This window comes from Vibrio sp. GJ43-1, from assembly GCF_055808835.1.
The window spans coordinates 1057406-1080393 of the sequence record NZ_CM147884.1 but is presented as its reverse complement, the minus strand read 5'-3'; the positions used below and the strand labels follow the sequence as shown (position 1 = coordinate 1080393).

Sequence of the window (22988 nt, the reverse complement as noted above, 5' to 3'; positions counted from 1 at the left end):
AATAATACTAAACACGATCAGTACCCCGATAACCATACAGAAAAGCGAGAATTGGGTGTATTCCAATTCTCGCTTGAGCATTAAACAACCTCTATCTATTCAAAACCGATCATTAACCTTATTTCCGTGCCAACCACTCATTTTAGTGTGAAAACTCGGGCTGTTTTTCTAAACGCACCGCTGATACCTTAAATTCCGGGATTTTGGCATAAGGATCCGTTGCAGTATTGGTGAGTTTATTCGCCGCCGATTCTGCAAAATGAAACGGCACAAATACGACACCAGCTTGCATCCGCTTGGTGACAAATGCAGGCGCCGATATTTCCCCACGGCGAGATCTCAACACGACAGGTTCACCATTAGCGATATCAAGACGCTCTGCATCTTCAACACTGATCATCACCCGTGGGCCCGCTAGATTATCTAACCCTTTCGTTTTTCTCGTCATGGTTCCGGTATGGAATTGCTCGAGCAGTCGCCCCGTTGTTAATGTCAGCGGAAACTCTTCGTCCGGCAGCTCTGCCGCATACTCAAACGCTATCGCCGCCATGGCGCCTTTACCACGAATAAATTGGTCTTTATGCATGATACGCGTACCAAATGGCTTCACATCATTACACGGCCATTGCAGACCATTCCCCCTATCGACTCCCAACGAATCCCTTTGTATTGAGGCGTGACCTGCGAAATTTCTTCGGTAATATCTTGCACCGTTTGATAATTCCATTCACCGCCCATCGCGTTAGCAATATCTTGGATAATTCGCCAATCTTCCATAGCATCACCCGGCGCTTTAACTGCTGGTACTAAACGCTGTACCCGTCTTTCGGTATTAGTAAAGTGCCCGGCTTTTTCTGCAAACGAGTATGATGGCAAGACGACATCCGCTAACGCCGCAGTTTCTGTTAAGAAAATGTCTTGAACCACTAGGAAATCTAAGGCTTTTAACCCCTTAAGTACATGAGCTTGATCAGGGTCGCTCAGCACAGGGTTTTCCCCCATAACGTACAAGGCTTTCATGTCACCGTCACAAGCGGCATCAATAATTTCCGTTAACGTCAAGCCTCGCTCGGTAGGCAATGTGTCGCTTTGCCACGCCTGAGCAAACTTTTCTTGAACATCAGGATGTGTCACCTTTTGATAGCCAGGATAATCTGTCGGCAATGCGCCCATATCACACGAGCCCTGCACATTAGATTGGCCACGAAGTGGATTAATACCGCCCCCTTCTACGCCAACATTTCCACATAACATTTGTAAGTTGGCGATCGAGCGAACGTTGTCGTGCCCTGTTGTATGCTGAGTGATGCCCATTGAATAGAATACTGAGCTCACGCTTGCGGTACCGATTATCTTGGCCATTTTTTCAATGTCTGCTTTTGGTACGCCAGTAATCAGCTCTGCATTGCTTGAAGAATAGGTTGGCTTACTGACCTCCGCGAGTAGCGCCTCATATCCTTCCGTTCGTTCGGCAATATACGCCTCGTCTTGCCAACCATTAAGTACGATTTGATGCATGATGGCATTGAGTAACATTACATCGGTACCCGGACGATGGCGCAGGTAAAGCTTCGCATGATCAGCCATATCAATACGTTTTGGATCCGCAACAACTAGCGTCGCGCCATTCGCGACCGCTTGTTTGATGTGGGACCCAATAATTGGGTGTGCCGCACTGGTATCTGAGCCAATAATAAAGATCACATCCGAGTGTTTGATGCTCGGAATATCATTGGTCATTGCCCCGCTACCAAACGCCGCCTCCAGCCCTGTCACGGTGGAAGAGTGACAAAGTCGCGCACAGTGATCGATATTGTTGGTGCCAAACTCACGGCGTAGCAGCTTTTGAAAGGCATAGTTATCTTCATTCGTTGTTTTTGCCGATGAGAATCCGGCAAGGCTATCACTACCATGCATCGCTTTAATTTTGGCAAACTTACTGGCAACGTAATCAATGGTCTCCGGCCAAGATGCAGGCTGAAGCTGACCTGACTTACGGATCAGCGGCGTGGTTAATCGCTCATCGCTGCCAATGAAATCAAAGCCAAACCGCCCTTTTACGCACAACATGCCTTGGTTGACTGGCGAGGTTTTATCCCCTTTCACATAACGAATGGTATTACTTGCGGCATCCACATACAGCTCGACTCGGCAGCCAACGCCGCAATACGTACAAATGGTTTTGACTGGCGTTAGCATCTCTATTCGGCTATGGGATTTATCACGCTTATCCACCAGCGCTCCAGTAGGACAAACTTGAACACAAGCGCCACATTGCACACAATTACTGTCACCCATTGACGCATTCTCAGGAAAACTTGGCCGATGTGACGACTCTGAGAAATTCAAAATACCGTGTACTGATTCCGTTTGGCAAGCATGTACACAAGAGCCACAGCTGATACAACGGTTGGCATCAAATACAATGAATTCACTCGATTTGTCTACCGGAAACATCTTGCGTTCGTTGATATCAATCTCACGATAATCAACCTGATATTCTGTGGCATAATCCCGAAGGTCGCACTGGGTATTAGCTTGGCAACCACACTCTAGACATCGCGCTGCTTCAGAAATGGCGCGTTCCGCGTCTATATCCAACTCCACTTCTTGATAGGTGGTTTGGCACGCTTCAACATCCAGCTGCTCGGCTTGCGCTCTCGGTCTCGCGTGCTCTTTCAAGTACTCAGTTTGTCGCACTAAGCTGATTCTTTCTGCTTTGTGGCTATTAAATGGCGTTTGCGTTGGCTTAAAGTGCCCTTGCAAAATAAACCGCTCAATCGCGTCGGCGGCTTTCTTACCATCAGCAATGGCTTCAATTGCCGTCGCAGGACCTCGCCTAAAATCACCAATACTATAGATATTGTAACCGTGATGCATAGAATCCGAATCTGAGGCTGCCGTCCCCCAATCGGTCAGTGGCAAAGCATATTTTCCTGTCTTTAAAAAATCAGTCTCAGGCTTTTGTGACAGAGCAGATATGACCGTATCGAAGGGCTCTACTATTGTTTTACCTGTGGATACTGGACGTCGGCGCCCTGAACTATCAGGCTCACCTAGCTCCATAATTTCCAGTTCAATATGGCTAACTCGCCCTTGCGAGTCCGCACTATTTTCTACTGGGTTAGTCAAAAATCGAAACTTAACCCCTTCCAATTCTGCCGCTTCAATTTCATGTAATTCTGCCGGCATTTCATTGCGAGTTCGTCGATAAATAATCGTCGTCTCCGCGCCCTCACGGATTGCGGTTCTCGCACAATCTATCGCCGTATTACCACCGCCAATAACGGCGACTTTATTACCAACCTTAAAGGCTTGATTCGTCATTATGTCTTTAAGAAAATCCACACCAAGTATGCAGCCTGACAAGTCCGAACCGGGATAAGGCATGTTTACCGCCTTAGTTGCGCCAACAGCAAGGCAAACCGCTTCGTAATTTTCGGTTAACTCATCCAGCGTCATGTCACTGCCCAACTTCGTGTTGGTGTGGAGACGCATTCCTCCACGACACATAACTTCAATTTCTTTATCTAAAATATGTTTCGGTAATCGATATTCTGGGATGCCATAACGTAGCCAACCACCCGCCTCTGGCATCGACTCAAAGACATCAACCGCAAAGCCCTGATAACTCAGGTAGTAACCACACGCCAAACCACCCGGTCCCGCACCAACGATCGCCACTCGATGGCCGTTATACGGCAATTTTTCCGGTTCGAACTGTTCGCTAAGAGACAGGTCAATATCAGCCGCATGGCGCTTTAACTGTCGAATCGCCACAGGCTCGTCAACTAAACTTCGACGACACTCGTGCTCACAAAACGCCGGGCACACTCGGCCTATTGAAATAGGCATCGGCAGCGTGTCTTTTATCACTTCCACCGCTTTAATGTGATCATCTTGCGCAATATGATGAAGGTAGGTTTGGATATCAACATGCGCAGGGCACGCCACCTTACAAGGTGCCTCACAATCGGCATTATGATCGGCAAAGATACGATTAAGCGCTTGGCGACGAAGGGTATTAATTTGAGCGGATTGTGTAACAACGGTCATGCCATCTTCTATGTCCGTTTCGCAAGCTTTGACGATACCTTGCCCGACGATTTCAACCACACACAAATCGCACGACTGTTTATCGTTATGCTGACTAATAGAACAAAGGGATGGGACATCAACGTGAATATCTTTAGCGATATCTAAAATGCTTTTACGCTCACGCAGTAGGTACGGTTGACCATTGATTGTTACATTCATATAGAACTATCTCTTTTAAATCACTGAAACGCGTCCACTGAGGTCATGCATTCTGGCAAAGCGGTGACTTTGCCAGGCTATTCAGTAACCACACTGGATTGATAATCGCGAGACAATTAATCATACCAGTGCATACAAGTCCACACGATAGGTAAGGACTTAAGAATTAAACGCATGACGAACCATCAGTAAGGCTCTGATTAATAAGCTTGTTGCACAGTGGTCGAACTAGTTTAAAAAAGAATTCTTGGCGCTCTCTGGGGGTCTCTCATTGAGAGAGATTTATAAATAGGAGCATACTCACTAAAGTATAACCCTACATTTGAAAAGGATAAACGATACGACCCTAAAAACGAGATCTTACGTGGCGCATAATGGTAAATACCCACTCTTTATCATTGCTATTCTCCTCCTCGTCAACAAAACAACTAAAAACATCACGAGGAATAAAAATGAAAATGTTCAAAGAAATCGCATTAAGCACCGTTATCACGACCATCGTTATGCTGAGTCTAAACGCTTCTTGGGATTGGGTTTTCATTGCAAGTTTAGAGGTTGCTGTACTCGCATCTATCATTTTAGCTAGCATGCTAAAAGGCGCGATATCATTTGAAAAAGTGATGGCGTCTTACTTCTTAACCCATAAAACGCTCCCTAAACTAAAACGCGGCATTTCTTCTTACGTAATCCTTGTCGGCTCTAAGTTTGCCGCTATGGGTATCATTGCTAGCGTTTTCGGCCAGCACGTCGCCTTTACTGGCGCATTTGGTGGCGTTGTCGCTTTCTTTGCTATTATTTTTGCCGTGCTTGGTATCGAGTCATTACTTGCCCGCTTTCATTCACAAGCAAGCGCGTAAGGGGGATGTCCCCCTGCAAATAATAACGGTTTGCACACAATCAAAATGTAAGTGATTTCTATCAATTACATATCTGTACATCGCAACTCGAAACACACGCACTTACGCAACCTTTCCTTAACCACTTACATTAGCATTGCTGCGACTATTATAACGAAGGAACAGTTATGAACCGCATCACGCTACTCGCAACTTGTATCGCTGGAGTCATTTCCCCAGCGTTACTCGTTGCCGCCCCAGTGGCACCAACACGATCTATAGATCTCAATACCATTAATCATGAGCATATATTAAACGCACTCAATGGCACGACAATACTTGCCGCAAGTGAAGAAGCAGACGCAGAGCAAGCACTGCATCACCATTTGAACCATCACCAACACCTTAATGACACCGGTGCTCTCGATGACTATGAACAGAGAAGAAATCAGCGTTTACGCCAAATGATGACTCGCTCACCACTCACAGTGACTGAAAGTACAGCGACAAATAATGAAATAGGCGTACACACCGTTCTCAAAGCAGGCGCATGGAACGGGCCCATAACAAAAGACAAAGTTCTCGCTCTACTGATAGAGTTCCCCGATTACCCCGTCAATACCGTCACCGCCGATGAAACATCCAACTACTACGATGATTACCCCGCGACGCACTACGCTGACATGTTATTTGGGCGGCAGGGGTACGTAGGCAGTAACGGAGAAACACTCCTATCAATGGTGCAATTTTATGAAGCTCAAAGTGGCGGCTCATATAGCCAATATGGCGAAGTGTCTGGTTGGTATACTGCACAATTCCCCGCCGCCTATTACGGGGCGCAAAACGGCTCAATTAATGATATTAATGCACGAGCACTCGTTAGAGAGGCATTGCTCGCTGCCGACAAAGACCCCAATATCAATTTAAGTGATTTTGATCTCGAAGATCGATACGACATCGATGGCGATGGAAACTTACGAGAACCAGACGGTCTCGTTGACCATGTGATGATTTTTCACTCTGCAGTTGGACAAGAGGCAGGAGGCGGCGCCCTCGGTTCAGATGCCATCTGGTCCCATAGATGGAACCTTGGAAGCTTACAACTTCTTCCGAACTCTCCCGCGACCGTACCAAACTGGAACGGGCTAATGGCGGCGTACGACTATACCATTCAACCGATTGACGCTGCTGTCGGCGTGGCTGCACATGAATATGGCCATGATCTCGGCTTGCCTGACGAATATGACACTGTGTATGGGCAAGACGAATATGGCACAACCCCGGGAGAGCCCGTTTCTTACTGGTCTATCATGTCATCGGGTTCATGGGCGGGTCTCATTCCAGGTAGTGAACCGACGGCGTTTAGTCCATGGGCTCGGGAGTTTCTTCAGCGTTCTCTAGGCGGAAATTGGTTCAACGTCAAAACGGTGTCCTCTGAGGCGCTTACCACACAACCTCAACGCTTTGAGCTTACTCACGCAGCAAACCGAAATGAAAAGCTCGATGCAATTAAAGTCGAGCTCCCTAATAAATCAGTAAAAGAAATTGATCCTATTGGTTCTCATGCTTATTTCTCAGGACGAGGAAATAACCTTAATACGCTAGCATCCTTTGAGGTTGATTTAACTCAAGCCAGCACGGCGACGCTCTCTTTCATGGTGCATTACAGCATCGAACAAGATTACGATTTTGGACGAGTTCTCGTCAATGGCGCACCGATTGCTGGAAGTATCACCACCGATAGTGATCCATTTCAAACCGGGCATGGCATTGGGTTTACCGGGCAATCTGGTGGCTGGCAACCAGCAACGTTCGACTTGTCTGCGTACGCAGGCCAATCCGTTACCATTAGCTTTAACTACTTTACCGATCTGGGGTATATCGATGATGGATTCTGGTTTGATGATGTCAGCGTCACTAGTGAAAATGGCATCATTAAACAGTTTTCAGCAGAAAATGAAGAACCTGGCCTCACCTTGCTAGGTATGACACGAAACTCTGGTTCATTTGAGTATGAGCATTATTATTTAGTGGAATGGCGTCAACACCAAGGTGTGGATAAAGGCCTAGCGCATATCAACCGTAGTGGTAGTTTAATGAGCTTTGATCCCGGCATGGTCGTTTGGTATGTCGATACTTCCTTTACCGACAATGGTGTCACGAAACACCCAGGAGAAGGGTGGCTTGGTGTGGTAGACGCAGACCGAAATCCGCAAATTTGGAGTAATGGCACTCCTGCAACAACGCGATATCAAGTTCGAGATGCCGCCTTTAACATCCAAGCGGGTTCCATTATGAATTTACTCGATCGCATCGGCAATCAACTCCATGACCCGTACATCGTAGCAAACCCGATGTTTATTGATTGGGAGGATTATTCCAACCCAATTCGACCAGCCACAGGGAAACAATTGCCGCAATACGGCTTAATTTTTAATGTTGTTGCCCAGCACTCCAACGGTCGTGACGCCACACTGGAACTATCTAAAGTTTGGTAATACAAAACTAATCACAAACTTCAGACGTAAAAAAGCCTCGTCATAAATGACGAGGCTTTAGAATGAGGTCAATAAAGAAAGCTTCCTCACGACTGGGCTTCCATTCGACTGGGCTCTGACCACCAGATCACATGTGCACTTCTTTGACTCAAAGTTTTTGATATGTCAGAAAGCAAAAAACCTCGCTAAAAAGCGAGGTTTTTTTAAAGATGGTCGGTGAAGAGGGATTCGAACCCCCGACCCTCTGGTCCCAAACCAGATGCGCTACCAAGCTGCGCTATTCACCGAGATGTTGCGTTAAGTCTTCCTAAGCAACGGATGGGTATATTACTGATTATTTTTTTTGACGCAAGTCATTTAGCACATCTTTTTTGTGCCAAGCGTTTGTTTGCTTAACTAACAACCAAAAATCGTAAAACCGTGACTAAGCACACACAGTTGGCTACAAATATTTAACGAGTTATTCCCATTTGATCCAGATCAGTGTCGTTATTTTAGCCAACCAGTAGCATCAAATTTGTCACGCAACTTTGGAGGAAACATGGAATTTTGGCTTGAACTCCTATTTGGTAATGCTGTAGGTCTATCATCAATGATTGTTATCTTTGGTGCTTTAGGGCTTATGTTGTTTTACGGTGGTTTCTTCATCTATAAAGTAATGCATGACGAATCTCCTCACTAGAATCGCTTAGCTCCTACTCTAAGAACAGAAACATCTAAGAATAGAAACCGCTATGCACCGGAGTGAATCGCTTGTTCACTCCGGACTTTTATTCACTGCACGTTATTCCATCACGAAGTACTTTTTCCCCACCTCTCGCTTGGTATATACTCTCTTTATCCTTTTTCCTCACGCGTCGTGACCTATCCGAGATACTGCTATGTCTCAAGATAATGACCTAGATCTATTCCAACAAATGATGGGTGATGTTAAGCCATTGCCAAACGATACTATCGAATTCAAGAAGCCTCCGCTGCAAGCCTCCGAAGCACAGTTAGCGAAACGAGAAGCTGCACTTTGGCTATCAGAGCAATGTCCAGATTACTTGTCCCTTGATTTTGCCCCACCACTCAAGCCAGAAGATATTATCGAATTCAAACGCAATGGCGTACAAGAAGGTGTTTACCGTAAACTTCGTCTAGGCAAGTATCCATTACAAGCTAAACTTGATTTACATAGACGAACTCTGAGCCAAGCCAGAGATGAAGTCATTGGGTTTTTACAACAATGTATGCGTTTAGATATTCGTACCCTTCTTATCGTACATGGCAAGGGAGAGCGCTCTAATCCGCCAGCGTTGATAAAGAGCTACCTAGCCCATTGGCTTACTCAAATTAGAGATGTTCAGTGTGTGCATAGTGCTCAACAATTTCATGGTGGCAGTGGTGCGGTGTACGTTTTATTGCGAAAAAGCCAAGAAAAGAAGCTAGATAACCGAGAACGTCATCAAAAACGGACGAGTTAAGTGACTTGTCACTCACTTGAGTATAAAATACGCGACCTTATTTGTGTCTGACCAACCAAGAGTAATATAAACTCATGCCTAACTCTGCTGACGGTAAACGTCTTAATAAATACATCAGTGAAACTGGTTTTTGTTCTCGTCGTGAAGCCGACCGCCTGATTGAACAAAAACGCGTTACCATCAATGGCATCATTCCTGAAATGGGAACGAAAGTACTTGCTGGTGACAATGTCGAAATCGATGGTAAGCCAGTTAAAAGCAAAGAAAAGCCTGTTTATATTGCCCTTAATAAACCAACGGGTATCACTTGTACGACCGAACGTGATGTGCCGGGAAACATTGTTGATTTCATCGGACACAGCAAACGCATTTTCCCAATAGGTCGATTAGACAAACCATCGGATGGGCTGATTTTCTTGACGAACGATGGCGACATCGTCAACAAGATTTTGCGGGCTGGAAATAACCACGAAAAAGAGTACGTGGTACGTGTCGACAAACCCATTTCTAAAGAGTTTCTCAAAAACATGAGCTCTGGTGTCGCCATTCTAGATACCGTTACCCTACCTTGTAAGGTTGAGCAAGAAACGAAATTCTCATTTCGTATTACTCTAACTCAAGGTCTCAATCGCCAGATTCGTAGAATGTGTGAAGCATTAGGCTATGAAGTTCTAAAACTACGTCGTGTACGTATCATGAACATTAGCATCGATGGTATCCCTAATGGCAAATGGCGCTACCTAAGTGAAGCCGAAGTTCAGGAAATTCATGCTTTGTGTGAAGACTCTTCAAGCACAGAAGAAGCCTCTAGAAAAGATGGTTCAGGCCGCCGCATCAATAAAGCGACCGATGCTAAGCTTCACGATGCTCGTCTCGAAGCAAAACGCGAGAAGATGAAAACCTTTTCAGGTCATGGTGCTGATGAATTCAGACGTGGACCGAAGCATAGTGACCGAAATAACCAAGATGCTCGTGGTCACCAAAGTGGTCGCGGTAAGCAAGGCGAACATAATAAACAAGGTGATCGTAACAAATCGAACCACCGCAATAACTCGAATGTCACTCGTACACATACTGACAGCAAGCCACGCTCAAACGATACCTCTAGTAAACCTAGAGCGCGAGTCAGCGGTACACTATCCCTTAAGAAGTAGTCACTTAAGAAGTAGCCAATTTAACAGCCACTACTTGAGAAATAGGCCACTGGCAGAAATAGCCACTGGCGGCTTTAATGACTAGGCTTCACACAAATTAGCAAATTGACCACGAGTTAGTGCGGCCAAATCATGCGGCGCTAACTCAATTTCTAGCCCTCTTTTCCCTGCACTCACGCACATGGTTTCTCTTGCTTCGGCACTCACATGAATAAACGTCGGCAACGCTTTCTTTTGACCAAGTGGGCTAATTCCACCTAACACATACCCTGTCGTTTTCTGAGCGATCTCCTTGTCCGCCATTTCTGCTTTTTTACCGCCCGCCGCTTTAGCTGCTAACTTCAAATTCAATTTTTCTTCAACAGGAATAATTGCAACGGCAAGGTTTTTCGGTTCACCATTTAATGAAAAAAGCAGGGTTTTAAATACCGACTCAGGATCTTGCCCAAGCGCTTCAACCGCTTCTAATCCATAGCTTTCATGCCTTGGATCATGATGATATTGGCGCACGACATGGGTGATTTTTTTCTTTTTGGCAAGGTTAATAGCAGGTGTCATAACAGTATTCCCAGACATTAAAAAAGCGGTACCGACAGTACCGCTTATTTATAACTGACTCATTCAAAAAGAGTCAATGCGTGATTATTTAATTTTGTAAACAATCTCGCCATTTGGCTGATACTTATTGACGTCAATTGGACTGTTCGCCTCTAAGTAGTCTTTTAGCACTTCTGCATCAACAAAGCCAAGTTGTCAACATAACCAGGGTGGTTGTTGAGTTTTGGATACCCGTCACCACCAGCCGCATTGAAGCTAGGTACGGTGAACCGATACGTCGCTTTTGGATCTAACGCTTTACCGTTAATCACCACGTCCGACACCGACTCTTTACCCACCGTCATTGAAATACCAGCAAACTGCGCATACGCACCAGAATCAATACGGTTTCAATGCGACTACATTTAAGTAATCTAACACTTCTGCACCTGACATATCGGTGTAAGTCACGATGTTACCAAATGGTTGAACGGTCAATACATCTTTATAAGTGACAGCACCTTCAGCAATAGAATCACGAACGCCGCCAGAGTTCATAACCGCAAAATCTGCTTTCGCACGTTCTTTATGAGCGGTACCGATTAAGCGACCAAGGTTTGTTTGACTGAAACGCACAACGTTACGGTCACCCTCTAACTTGCCGTTAGTCTCAGCGATTTCTGCGCTCAGTTGGCCTTGACCTTTTTCTTGGTAAGGCGTCAAAAATGCCAGTAGTTCTGCATCAGGCTGAATCTCTTCTTCGATCAATACACGCTGCTTCTTACCGTCAACTTTAATTTTTTTCTTCAAGTTCACAGGAATTAAATCATAGCTCACCATCTCTAGTTCACCATTCTTGAATTCATAGTCTGCACGACCCACGTACTTGCCCCACTCGTGTGCTTGAACAATCCACGTGCCATTTTGTGTATCGGGTTTACACTCGTCGGCAGGCTTAAAGTTTTTCTTCACCACATTTGGGCCTTCCATACAAACAGGCTCTTGTGAGTGACCACCGACAATCATATCCAAATCACCTGGCTCAAGGTAACGCGCCAGTGCCACATCACCCGGTGCATTCACACCGCGCTGACCATTTTCATAGTGACCCATGTGCGTCACAGCAAAGATAAGATCAGGTTTTTCTGTTTCTTTTAGCTCAGCAATGAGCTTTTTCGCTTCCACTTTAGGGTCACGGAACTCAATGCCACCGATATATTCAGGGTTACCAATTTTCGCGGTATCTTCTGTTGTTAAACCAATAACCGCGATTTTTATACCCTGCTTATCAAACATGTGGTAAGCGTCGAACATACGCTCACCGGTTTTTTTGTCATAAATATTGGCAGATAGCATTGGGAAGTTTGCCCACTCTTTCTGCTTAAAAAGCACTTCAAGTGGATTGTCAAATTCATGGTTACCGAGTGCCATCGCATCGTAACCAATTTTGCTCATGCCTTTAAAGTCAGGCTCAGCATCCTGCAAATCGGACTCTGGTACAGCAGGTATTAATGTCGCCGCCAGAGAGTAGCAATAAGCTTCCCCCTTCTGCTTCTACCTGTGAACGAATATCATCGATCAACGTTTTACGCGCCGCCATGCCATATTCGCCATATTTGTTTTGCCAGAAACGACCGTGATGGTCATTGGTATGAAGTACAGTTAGCTTATACGTTTCATCTGCATTCCATTCGTGCTCTGGTTGAGTTGCGCATCCTGCAAGTGACGCGATGATTGCCGCACTAAGTACGGACTTAAACATAAGGCTCTTTTTCATTGTCATACCTTTGAACTTTGGAGAATTCCACTGCTTTAATTATTTTTGAGTGAGTCACTATCTATGCTGAACAGTCAGTTTATGCTGAGAACGAATGAATAGACCGACCTTGAAACATCAGCAAAACTTGCGTTAGTTTAAATTAACCTATTAAACATAACATGTTGATTTCATTTTTATGATGCATAGGTCACAAGTTGCTGGGCAACTCTAGAAGTGGCTCGCATCATCACAATCAACATCGCTTATAACTTGGTTAATAACTAACGTTGATTGATTAAAAGATAAACCAACTCACCCCAAGAGTGTTAACCATTCCCAGCAAAGTTAAAGAGAACTAGCAGGAAACCGCTTTTACAACACAAAACGTGAACATTTATTACAAGGTGACCATTGTAGTTTTACCAAACGGTCTATAGCCTACTGGCTATACTCATTATAATAAGCGCCACCCTGAGGATATTTTTTGTTTTCTTTTTTGCACTTAACTAAAACACTTCCGTTTCAGGTGTTACGTTATCGCGTTTTTTTAGATACGCAAATCTACCAGCCCTACGCTCGATTTATGTATGGGGCCATTGCGACTTTTTTACTTTTTTCAATTTCTGACTTTCTGGTATTACAACAACATAGCCATATTATTGTCGCCGCTCGTTTCACACTGGCGATCATTGCTACCCTTTCCTTATATTTCGCATCCTTACATAGATGGCGAGGCTTGCCGCAACTGGAGGTCAGTTTATTCATCTGCGCCGGATTCATTGTCCATCACTCAGGAATCATTGCGTTAAGTATCGGTAACACTAACTACCAAAGTGGCGGCATTCTTTTAATGCTCTATATCGGCACGTTTTCTCGCCTCTCTTTTGGCTATTCGCTGATAGCAATCACTGGTATTTTGCTTCCCTACGTTTTGTATTTACACCCAGCGCTCGCGCTACTTAGTGAAGCACAAGAGTACAACCATTATATGATCGTCCTCAGTACGGCGATATTTTGTGTATTGGGTAGCTATCGTCGTGAGCTGGAAACCAAAACACGCTTCACTGAAAGCCAACAAATTCGCAGTCAGTCCATTCGTCTTTCAGCTTATTCGAAGCGTCTAAAAGATCTTAGCGAAACAGATGCCCTCACCCAAGTCCACAACCGACACTATTTAAACCTTTGGATCAGTCAAGAAGCTCAGTTACCGTCACCGTTCAATCTTGCGTTCGTGATGCTAGATATCGACCGCTTTAAGCAAATTAATGATAGCTACGGGCATGATGTGGGGGATTCAGTCATAAAACAGGTGGCATCAGTCCTGCTCGCGAATAAACCGCAAGAGAGCCAATTTATTCGTTATGGCGGTGAGGAATTTTTGCTCATTTTCCCAGCAACCGATGTCAACACACTGGCACATGACGTCGAGTCAATACGCAAGAAGTGTTCAACGGTAACGACCCTAGAAAGCGTTCATATCACTGTATCGGCAGGCGTTTATCTAGCAAACGGTCAAAACGATACTATTTTGGCGGCGATCAACTACGCCGATAAGGCGCTATACCAAGCGAAACAATCTGGAAGAAACAAAACTGTGATACCACAGTTACTAGATAAGCCTTTATGACCATCAGAATTGACAAGGAATGTCAGCATGACACGGAAGACCAAATACAAAAAAAGGGTAAGTCGCGACGCCACTTACCCTTGTCTCGTTAACTCTGAACGAGATTAACGAATATCAATATGTTCAAAGCCTTTAATGAGATCATCTAACGCTTTCATTTGAGCGAGGAATGGTTCTAGTTTATCCAGTGGTAATGCAGAAGGGCCATCACACTTTGCTGCATCCGGGTTTGGGTGCGCTTCAATAAATAGACTGGCAATTCCTGTCGCTAAATCGAGCTTTCGCCAGTTCAACCGTTTGCTCACGACGACCACCAGAGGCAGCACCAGAAGGGTCTCTCATCTGTAGAGAATGCGTCACGTCAAAAATAATTGGGCTACCATTGGAGACTTTTTTCATCACGCCAAAGCCAAGCATATCAACCACAAGATTATCGTAACCATGGCATGCACCACGCTCACACAAGATGATTTTTTCATTGCCGCACTCAGCAAATTTATCCACGATGTTACCCACTTGACCAGGGCTCATAAATTGCGGCTTCTTCACGTTAATGACGGCATCGGTTTTCGCCATCGCTTCAACGAGATCGGTTTGACGAGCTAAAAAAGCAGGAAGCTGAATCACGTCAACCACATCCGCAACGGGCTGCGCTTGCGCTTCAGTATGAATATCGGTAATGATTTTTACGCCAAACGTGTCTTTCAGTTCTTGGAAGATTTTCAATCCTTCTTCCAAACCAGGGCCGCGATAAGAATGCACTGAACTGCGGTTTGCTTTATCAAATGACGCTTTAAATACGTATGGAATGCCTAATTTTTCAGTAACTTTTACATAGTGCTCGCAAATCTGCATAGCCATGTCACGAGATTCAAGCACATTCATGCCTGCAAACAATGTAAATGGCTTGTCATTCGCGACTGGAATATCGCCTACGTGAACGGTTTTAACTGTCATTGGATTATCTCTAATTTTAGTGAAGGATTACAGGTGAGCGACTGATCGCAGAGACCTGTGTTTTCAGTAATTCAATTGCAGGATCATCAGGGCATTGATCAATAAAAAATTGAAAATCACTCGCGGCGATTTGATGACAATCTAACTGCTGGTATATGTACCCTCTATCTCGAATTTCATAAGGGTCGTCAGGCACAAAAGTTAGCGCCAAATCCGTGCAACGTAGCGCTAACGTGTACTTTTCTTCGCGTAATAGGGCACTTTTGAGTAAAGCTAACCAGCGACCAATCACCGTTGGGTTGTCAGAGCTATCTAAATGCTTCGCTTCCAATTTCGCCAATGGCCCTTCGTTACCAATCAACCAAGCTCGTAGTGTCGACTTTGCCACATACTCACCATCATATGGGTTGATATAACAAGGTGCTTCATTGGGCCATGTTACCTTTAATAAAAACTGAGTCGGAAATGTGACCGCCTCAACAGGGAAGCCTAGCTTGCTGGCGAGATAGATCAAGATCGCACCTAAACTTACCGGTACACCTTTTCGTCTTTCTAGCACTTTATCAATAAAAGCATTCTCAGAGGAAAAATAGGCGTCTTTGTCACCACTAAAATTCCACTCTCGATAGAACAATCTTAACAATGCATCAAAGCGCTGCTTTTCATCGGTTTCATGAACTAAGGTTTGCTCTGCTTCTTTTAGCAAGCGGGCTAGCTCTAGCTCAGCCCAATGATGCTGTGTTTCCGGGTCAACGGCTTTATTTAATATGAGTGCGCCTTCAACCAACGCGATCGCGTCAAAATCTTCATCAAACAGTTCGATCATCGTTTATCCCATCAAAAATGGCGTTTTGTGCATGGCGATTTTCGCAGCCATCATCAACCAACCTAACGCACCAAAAAAGGCACAAACTCTTAGTAAATTGTTCTTTGCAAGTTTTAGCGAGAAGAAAGCAAGCGCAAAGTATGCCAAGATACAAGTGACCTTCTCGGTCATCCACGGTGCTGCATCGGTAAATGGAATAAAGCCAGTTACCATAATTAAGCCGATACCAGATAACAACAGCAATGAGTCATTGATATGGGGAAAACGTTTTAGAAATGGATGATTTACCTTAGATGAGTTCATCATGATCAAACCAAATCGCACAGACAGTAGCGCCACACTCAGTGCAATTGTCATTAAGTGGAAATGTTTTAGTCCTTCATACATAGCAACTTTACTCTCTGTTTTATGGTTTTTATTGATTACTGGTTATTAACGCTTGCTCGTCTGTTCGCGCTTACAACCACTGACCGAGCGTCACACGATCATTACCCGCGTAGTCTTGCTCAGTCGTGACATTTGTAAATCCATTGCGTAGCAGTATGGTGCGAACCGCATCGCCTTGCTCAAAGCCGTGTTCAAACATCAACCAGCCATTGTTCATCAAATATTGAGGCGCATTTTCAGTTATGTACTCAATATCCGCGAGTCCATTATTCTCGGCGATTAAGGCCGTGGCAGGTTCAAACCTCACGTCACCTTCCGATAGATGAGGATCATTTTTATCGATATAAGGGGGTTTGAAACGATCATAGCAAAGGTCTTATCCGTCGCAATAGGGGTAAACCAGCTGCCTTGATAAAATGACACATTGCTAAGGTTAAGTTTCATGGCATTGCCTGCTGCTAAATCAACCGCCTCTTGCTGATAATCAACCCCGACAAATTGGCGGCTCGGTAACTCAGACGCTAGGGCTAGAGCAATTGCGCTAGAATACAGGTACCCAAATCCAGCACAGCCCCGTCTAGCAATTGTGCTTTATCTAGAGCCAACTCAACTAAGCGCTCGGTATCAGGGCGTGGAATTAAAGTACTAGAAGCCACGTTCAGTGGCAGTGACCAAAACTCGCGCTCACCAAGAATATAAGCCACTGGCTCACCTTGAATGCGACGTGCAAGTAGCGACTCAAACTGCGCAGATTCATCGTCGGTTAGCTGTTTTTCCGGCCACGTTAGCAAATAGCTTCTCGGCTTATCCAGCGCGTGACAAAGTAACACCGCCGCATCTAAAGAAGCGGATTCGCTACCCGACTCAGAAAGAACAAGCGATGCTCGTTTGAGCACCGCTTCGATAGAGTATTTCAAAGGCATAAATTAGTTATGCTCTGCTAGCGCCGCAAGTTGGTCTGCCTGGTGCTCGGTTAGCACTGGATCAACCAAAGACTGCAAGTCACCTTCCATAATTTCAGACAAGCGATAAAGCGTCAGCGTAATACGGTGATCCGACACTCGGCCTTGTGGGTAGTTGTAAGTACGAATACGGTCGCTACGATCACCTGAACCTAATAGGTTACGGCGAGTATCCGACACTTCAGCAGCACGCTTTGCTTCTTCAGCTTGCGTAATACGGGCTGCCAACACCGCCATCGCTTTGGCTTTGTTCTTATGTTGCGAACGCTCGTCCTGACATTCTACTACCGTACCCGTTGGCAAGTGAGTAATACGAATCGCAGAGTCGGTCGTGTTGACGTGCTGACCGCCCGCACCCGAAGCACGGAAAGTATCAATTTTCAAATCCGCCGCTTTAATCTCAGGGATTTCAGCTTCTGGCACTTCAGCCATGACCGCAACGGTACACGCAGAAGTGTGAACGCGACCTTGTGATTCTGTTGTTAAGCACACGTTGAACACGGTGACCGCCCGATTCGAACTTAAGGACACCGTAAGCACCGTCGCCAGTCACTTTGGCAATCATTTCTTTAAAGCCACCTTGCTCAGAGATGTTTGAGCTCATGACTTCAATGCGCCACCCTTTCTTTTCAGCGTAACGGCTATACATACGGAATAAGTCACTAAGCAAAGATACCCGCTTCATCACCACTAAACGCCGGCACGAATTTCCAAGAAACAGTTACGATCATCGTTTGGATCTTTAGGAAGAAGCAATACTTGAAGCTCTTCGGTCAAACGTTCAATCGTTGCTTTAGACTCTGAGATTTCTTCTTGCGCCATTTCGCGCATCTCTTCATCGTCTTCTTTTGCCATCTCTTCCGCGGCAACAAGATCGTCTTGTGCTTGCTGGAAAGCTTGGAAACACTGGGTCACTTCTTCTAGCTGAGAATACTCTTTTGATAACGCTCGGAACTTATTCTGATCGCCAATCACGTCAGGGTCGCCAAGCAGATGTTGAACTTCTTCGTAACGTTCAACCAGAGTTTCCAATTTCATTAGGATGGAGGCTTTCATAATTGCAGTCTTATCTCAGAATATGGCTTATTTAGTTTGGTCTAATCCCAAACTTTGTCTAATAACCGTCAGCTTAGCAGGATCACCCTGCTCTGCGGCATCTTGTAGCGCCTTAGTTGGCGCATGAATAAGCTTGTTGGTTAATTTATTACTGAGCTCTAGCAACACTTTCTCCGGATCGGTTCCTGTGGCTAGCGCTTGTAAACTTTTTGATAATAGATCTTGGCGAGTATCATTCGCTTGCTTGCGAAACTCTCGAATACTGTCAACCGCTTGCAAAGAACGCATCCAAGTCATAAACAAAGCACTTTCTTCGCTAACAATGGCTTCTGCTTGAATCGCCTCGACTTTACGCTGTTCTATATTACCGTCAACGATGGATTGTAAGTCATCAACGGTATAAAGGTAGGCATCATTAAGCTCACCCACTTGCGACTCTATGTCACGCGGAACGGCAATATCAATCAATAGCATTGGCTGGTAACGACGCTGCTTAATGGCGGTTTCTACCATCCCTTTACCGATAATGGGTAGAGGGCTCGCCGTCGAGCTAATCACGATGTCCGCCTTTGGTAGTACCTCTGGGATCTCATTAAGTGCGATGACTTGAGCACCAAACTGAGAAGCCAATACCTCGGCACGCTCCTTCGTCCGGTTTGCCACAATCATGTGTTGGCACCCGTGTCCCTGTAAATGCTTTGCCACAAGCTCAATGGTTTCACCCGCGCCGACTAACAGCACCACGGAGTCGGCAATTGTTTCAAATATTTGCCTTGCCAAAGTACAAGCAGCGTAAGCAACCGAGACAGCACTACTGCCTATTTCCGTTTCAGTACGAACGCGTTTTGCTACCGAGAACACTTTTTGAAACAGTCTCTCAACATTGCCATCAACCGCACTGTGTTTTCGAGCATCCGCATACGCTTGCTTCACTTGGCCAAGTATTTGCGGCTCACCTAAAACTAAAGAATCTAGCCCACACGAAACACGCATCAGGTGTCTAATGGCAGCTTGTTCTTCATGAACATAAAGCGAAGGTTTTAATTCTTCCGCCGCCACACCATGAAATTTAATCAGCCAATCAATGAGTTGCGTTTTCCCGAAACTGCCTGTATCGCAGTAAATTTCCGTACGATTACACGTAGATAAAATCACTGACCCATTAACCTTGGTATTTTCTTTTAGCTCTTTCAGCGCTCTATCGAGTTTTTCAGGTGGAAACGCCACCTTCTCTCTAAGATCTACTGACGCTGTATTATGGTTGATACCAATGGTAAGCAATGACATGTAACGCAAATTCTCTGATACGGATTTGACAAATAGGTGCGAATTTTACTTGATGGCAAGCGTTAATGAAAGGCTAACGCCAATTTGTTTTCCTGAGTTTGTGGGTTTGATGCTATAGTCTTTCAATATTGTATTGAATTTGCACAATAAACCATCAAGTTAAGACGTTTCCTATGCTCAAACTCTCTCGTCAGTTTTTTTATGCCTTTATTGCCCTTTATCTCATAGGGTGTAGTTCATTGCCGCCAGAACCCGAAAGTGTTGAATGGAAAGCGCATCAATCGCAGCTTGCCAACCTCACGCAGTATACCGCCATTGGTAAACTCGGCTATGTGTCTCCTGAGCAACGTCAAACACTCAACTTTCAGTGGACGCACTCACCTAACTTTACTCAAGTTAGGCTCACGACATTCTTAGGGCAAACCGTATTAAATTTGACCACTACGCCTAACGGCGCATTCATTGAAACGTATGATGGTCAGAAGCTAAGTGGTAAGGACGTCAACCAACTCATCTATCAACTTGTTGGTTTAGACATCCCCATTGAACAACTGCAAGATTGGCTCATTGGTCTACCTTCCACAGCGGATAGCTACGAACTCAACCCATTCAACACCGTGGGGAGTTTGACTAAAAAGCTGCAAAACAAGCAATGGCGTTTAGATTATGAAGCCTACCAAAGCTATACGCTGTCGGACTCGACACAAACGCTTCCTATGCCAACTCGAATGCAACTTGAACAAGGCGATACCAAACTCAAACTTGTTGTTGCGAAATGGACCATCAAACAATGACCATGAACGCCCTACTTAATAATGCCGCCACCGTATGGCCAAGCCCTGCGAAACTGAACCTTTTTCTTTACATCACGGGTAGGCAAGCAAACGGATACCACGAACTGCAAACCCTATTCCAGTTCATCGACCTCTGTGATGAACTGGAAATCACCGTTAACGATTCTGGGCGCATAACGCTATTCCCCGATATTGAAGGGGTGAAAACGGAAGATAACCTCATATGGAAAGCCGCGAAATCTCTTCAAGATGTCACTCGTAGCCCATTAGGCGCGCATATTAAGATTAAGAAAATTTTACCTATGGGAGGCGGCATTGGCGGCGGCTCCTCAAATGCCGCAACAGCACTCGTCGCTCTCAATTTTTTATGGCAAACGCACTGCTCCATCGATGAGTTAGCACAATTAGGTCTAGCGTTAGGTGCCGATGTCCCCGTTTTTGTCCGCGGATTTTCCGCGTTTGCGGAAGGCGTTGGAGAAAAACTGTCGCCTGCTACCCCAAAAGAGCAGTGGTATTTAGTTGTTAAACCTGAAGTGAGTATCGCGACTGTCGATATTTTCACTCACCCCAAATTAACTCGAAACACGCCAAAACGAGACTTATCAACGCTTTTGGACTCGGTTTACGAAAACGATTGCGAAAAAATTGTGCGAATGCTGTACCCAGAGGTTGATAAGCAACTTTCTTGGCTGCTACAATACGCGCCGTCGAGATTGACGGGAACCGGATCATGCCTCTTTGCTGAATTTGACAGCGAAGAGAATGCAGAGAAAGTTTTTCACCACCTTCCTGACAATGTCTCCGCTTTTGTAGCGAAAGGGTGCAACCGCTCCCCTTTATTAGAGACCTTGGCTAAATACCAATTAGCCCAAACACAATCTGTTTAAACTGGACGCAACCCTGAGGTTTCCACCGTGCCTGATATGAAGCTATTTGCTGGTAACGCTACACCTGAACTAGCCCAACGTATTGCTGATCGTCTATACATCTCTCTTGGAGATGCTACTGTTGACCGTTTCTCTGACGGCGAAGTCGCTGTTCAAATCAATGAAAACGTTCGTGGTAGTGATGTATTCATCATTCAATCAACTTGTGCGCCAACTAACGACAACCTAATGGAGTTAGTGGTAATGATTGATGCAATGCGCCGCGCTTCAGCAGGCCGTATTACTGCTGTAATTCCTTACTTTGGTTACGCTCGTCAAGATCGTCGTGTACGCTCTGCTCGTGTGCCAATTACTGCAAAAGTTGTTGCTGATTTCCTTTCTAACGTCGGCGTTGACCGCGTTCTTACTATCGACCTACACGCAGAGCAAATTCAAGGCTTCTTCGATGTACCTGTAGATAACATCTTTGGTACACCAGTATTGCTTGAAGATATGGCGAACCGTGGTCTAGAAGATCCAGTGGTGGTTTCTCCTGATCTTGGCGGTGTTGTACGCGCTCGTGCTACAGCTAAAGCATTAGGTGACATCGACATTGCTATCGTAGACAAACGTCGTCCACGTGCGAACGTGTCGGAAGTCATGAACCTTATCGGTGATGTTGAAGGTCGTGACTGTGTTATCGTTGATGACATGATCGATACTGGTGGTACTTTATGTAAAGCCGCTGAAGCATTGAAAGAACGTGGTGCAAAACGCGTATTCGCTTACGCAACGCACGCCGTATTCTCTGGCAACGCAGCGAAAAACATTAAGAACTCAGTACTTGACCAAGTGATTGTCACGGACTCAATTACACTGACTAAAGAAATGGCGGCTACAGGCAAAGTTCACCAGTTGACATTGTCTTCAATGCTAGCTGAAGCAATTCGCCGTATTAGCAACGAAGAGTCTATCTCTGCGATGTTCAGCTCTAAGTAAGACCGTAACGTATTTTAAAAAACCACTTCCTAGGAAGTGGTTTTTTTGTATTCAAGTTTTGTGTCCCCCGTTAGTGTGCTATCATACCGCGCTTTTTGATATTCAAGAGAGATCGGTCCGTTGACTCAGCAGATAAAGTTACTTGTAGGCCTAGCCAACCCAGGTCCTGAATACGCGAGAACGCGTCACAATGCAGGAGCATGGGTGGTCGAAGAGCTTGCTCGTATCCATAACATCACATTAAAGAATGAACCAAAGTTCTTTGGCTTAACTGGCAGAATACAAGCTAACGGCAGTGATCTTAGGGTATTGGTTCCGACAACATTTATGAACTTATCAGGTAAAGCCATTGCGGCCTTAGCAAAGTTCTACCAAATTCAACCTGAAGAAATCATGGTCGCTCATGATGAGCTAGACTTACCTCCAGGTGTTGCCAAGTTCAAAAAGGGTGGTGGTCATGGCGGTCATAACGGCCTGAAAGACACCATTAGTAAATTGAGCAACAATAAAGATTTCTATCGTCTTAGGATTGGTATTGGCCATCCAGGACACAGAGACAAAGTCGCAGGCTATGTACTCGGTAAAGCGCCAGCAAAAGAGCAAGAATGCCTCGATGCGGTTGTCGACGAATCCGTACGCAGTCTCGATATCTTACTGAAAGATGGCCTGCCAAAAGCACAAAATCGCTTACACACGTTCAAAGCTGAATAAGGTTACAAT

At 45.2% G+C, this 22988-nt stretch carries 14 protein-coding genes, 1 tRNA gene and 5 pseudogenes; 10 read left to right on the top strand and 10 right to left on the bottom strand.

What is annotated here, in order from left to right; genetic code table 11:
• Positions 1 to 142: 142 nt before the first annotated feature.
• Positions 143 to 4257, bottom strand: a pseudogene (fdhF, locus tag AC0L66_RS05230) (formate dehydrogenase subunit alpha).
• Between the two features lie 452 nt (positions 4258 to 4709).
• Between fdhF and AC0L66_RS05225 the strand changes: the two are divergent.
• Positions 4710 to 5114 carry a hypothetical protein gene (locus AC0L66_RS05225; RefSeq protein ID WP_473568603.1) on the top strand — a complete coding sequence of 135 codons (405 nt, stop codon included), beginning with the start codon at positions 4710 to 4712 and terminating at the stop codon, positions 5112 to 5114.
• Positions 5115 to 5281: 167 nt separating this feature from the next.
• Positions 5282 to 7591, top strand: a complete 2310-nt coding sequence (locus tag AC0L66_RS05220; protein WP_473568601.1) for an immune inhibitor A domain-containing protein — start codon at positions 5282 to 5284, stop codon at positions 7589 to 7591.
• A gap of 210 nt (positions 7592 to 7801) precedes the next feature.
• Here the strand turns inward: AC0L66_RS05220 and AC0L66_RS05215 are convergent.
• Positions 7802 to 7878: transfer RNA gene (locus AC0L66_RS05215), tRNA-Pro, on the bottom strand.
• 254 nt (positions 7879 to 8132) lie between these two features.
• Between AC0L66_RS05215 and AC0L66_RS05210 the strand changes: the two genes are divergently transcribed.
• The 3 genes from AC0L66_RS05210 (at position 8133) to rluF (ending at position 10211) form a co-directional block, all read left to right on the top strand.
• Positions 8133 to 8273 carry a DUF3149 domain-containing protein gene (locus AC0L66_RS05210; RefSeq protein WP_265675933.1) on the top strand — a complete coding sequence of 47 codons (141 nt, stop codon included), beginning with the start codon at positions 8133 to 8135 and terminating at the stop codon, positions 8271 to 8273.
• Positions 8274 to 8472: 199 nt separating this feature from the next.
• Positions 8473 to 9057, top strand: a complete 585-nt coding sequence (smrA, locus tag AC0L66_RS05205) for a DNA endonuclease SmrA (protein ID WP_265675934.1) — start codon at positions 8473 to 8475, stop codon at positions 9055 to 9057.
• Positions 9058 to 9131: 74 nt separating this feature from the next.
• Entirely contained in the window at positions 9132 to 10211 is a 1080-nt protein-coding gene (rluF, locus tag AC0L66_RS05200; protein ID WP_265675935.1) for a 23S rRNA pseudouridine(2604) synthase RluF, read from the top strand.
• A gap of 81 nt (positions 10212 to 10292) precedes the next feature.
• Here the strand turns inward: rluF and ybaK are convergent, their stop codons facing one another.
• Positions 10293 to 10769: a Cys-tRNA(Pro) deacylase gene (gene ybaK, locus AC0L66_RS05195; RefSeq protein ID WP_473568599.1), complete on the bottom strand. Its 477-nt coding sequence runs from the start codon at positions 10767 to 10769 to the stop codon at positions 10293 to 10295.
• An 84-nt stretch (positions 10770 to 10853) separates the two neighbouring features.
• Positions 10854 to 12525 (bottom strand): annotated as a pseudogene (ushA, locus tag AC0L66_RS05190) (bifunctional UDP-sugar hydrolase/5'-nucleotidase UshA).
• Between the two features lie 466 nt (positions 12526 to 12991).
• On the opposite strand from ushA, the gene AC0L66_RS05185 reads away from it, so the two are divergent.
• The gene (locus tag AC0L66_RS05185) at positions 12992 to 14134 is read left to right on the top strand and encodes a GGDEF domain-containing protein (protein ID WP_265675938.1); all 1143 of its coding nucleotides are present in this window, start codon (positions 12992 to 12994) and stop codon (positions 14132 to 14134) included.
• Between the two features lie 104 nt (positions 14135 to 14238).
• On the opposite strand, the pseudogene kdsA reads toward AC0L66_RS05185, so the two are convergent.
• The 6 genes and pseudogenes from kdsA to hemA all read right to left on the bottom strand — a co-directional run bounded on the left by kdsA (position 14239) and on the right by hemA (position 19609).
• Positions 14239 to 15091: pseudogene (kdsA, locus tag AC0L66_RS05180) on the bottom strand (3-deoxy-8-phosphooctulonate synthase).
• Between the two features lie 16 nt (positions 15092 to 15107).
• A complete protein-coding gene (locus AC0L66_RS05175; RefSeq protein WP_473568597.1) occupies positions 15108 to 15917 on the bottom strand; it encodes a SirB1 family protein in 810 nt (269 codons plus the stop codon).
• Positions 15918 to 15920: 3 nt separating this feature from the next.
• Complete coding sequence (locus tag AC0L66_RS05170; RefSeq protein ID WP_265675942.1) at positions 15921 to 16304, bottom strand: SirB2 family protein; 384 nt, start codon at positions 16302 to 16304, stop codon at positions 15921 to 15923.
• Positions 16305 to 16374: 70 nt separating this feature from the next.
• Positions 16375 to 17221 (bottom strand): annotated as a pseudogene (gene prmC, locus AC0L66_RS05165) (peptide chain release factor N(5)-glutamine methyltransferase).
• Between the two features lie 9 nt (positions 17222 to 17230).
• Positions 17231 to 18322: pseudogene (gene prfA / locus AC0L66_RS05160) on the bottom strand (peptide chain release factor 1).
• Positions 18323 to 18349: 27 nt separating this feature from the next.
• The gene (gene hemA / locus AC0L66_RS05155) at positions 18350 to 19609 is read right to left on the bottom strand and encodes a glutamyl-tRNA reductase (RefSeq protein ID WP_265675944.1); all 1260 of its coding nucleotides are present in this window, start codon (positions 19607 to 19609) and stop codon (positions 18350 to 18352) included.
• A gap of 173 nt (positions 19610 to 19782) precedes the next feature.
• On the opposite strand from hemA, the gene lolB reads away from it, so the two are divergent.
• The 4 genes from lolB to pth all read left to right on the top strand — a co-directional run bounded on the left by lolB (position 19783) and on the right by pth (position 22979).
• Positions 19783 to 20403: a lipoprotein insertase outer membrane protein LolB gene (lolB, locus tag AC0L66_RS05150; protein WP_265675945.1), complete on the top strand. Its 621-nt coding sequence runs from the start codon at positions 19783 to 19785 to the stop codon at positions 20401 to 20403.
• A 2-nt stretch (positions 20404 to 20405) separates the two neighbouring features.
• Entirely contained in the window at positions 20406 to 21290 is an 885-nt protein-coding gene (gene ispE / locus AC0L66_RS05145; protein WP_265675951.1) for a 4-(cytidine 5'-diphospho)-2-C-methyl-D-erythritol kinase, read from the top strand.
• A 27-nt stretch (positions 21291 to 21317) separates the two neighbouring features.
• Positions 21318 to 22268: a ribose-phosphate pyrophosphokinase gene (locus AC0L66_RS05140; RefSeq protein ID WP_102470828.1), complete on the top strand. Its 951-nt coding sequence runs from the start codon at positions 21318 to 21320 to the stop codon at positions 22266 to 22268.
• Positions 22269 to 22388: 120 nt separating this feature from the next.
• Positions 22389 to 22979, top strand: a complete 591-nt coding sequence (gene pth / locus AC0L66_RS05135) for an aminoacyl-tRNA hydrolase (RefSeq protein ID WP_102470827.1) — start codon at positions 22389 to 22391, stop codon at positions 22977 to 22979.
• Positions 22980 to 22988 lie beyond the last annotated feature (9 nt).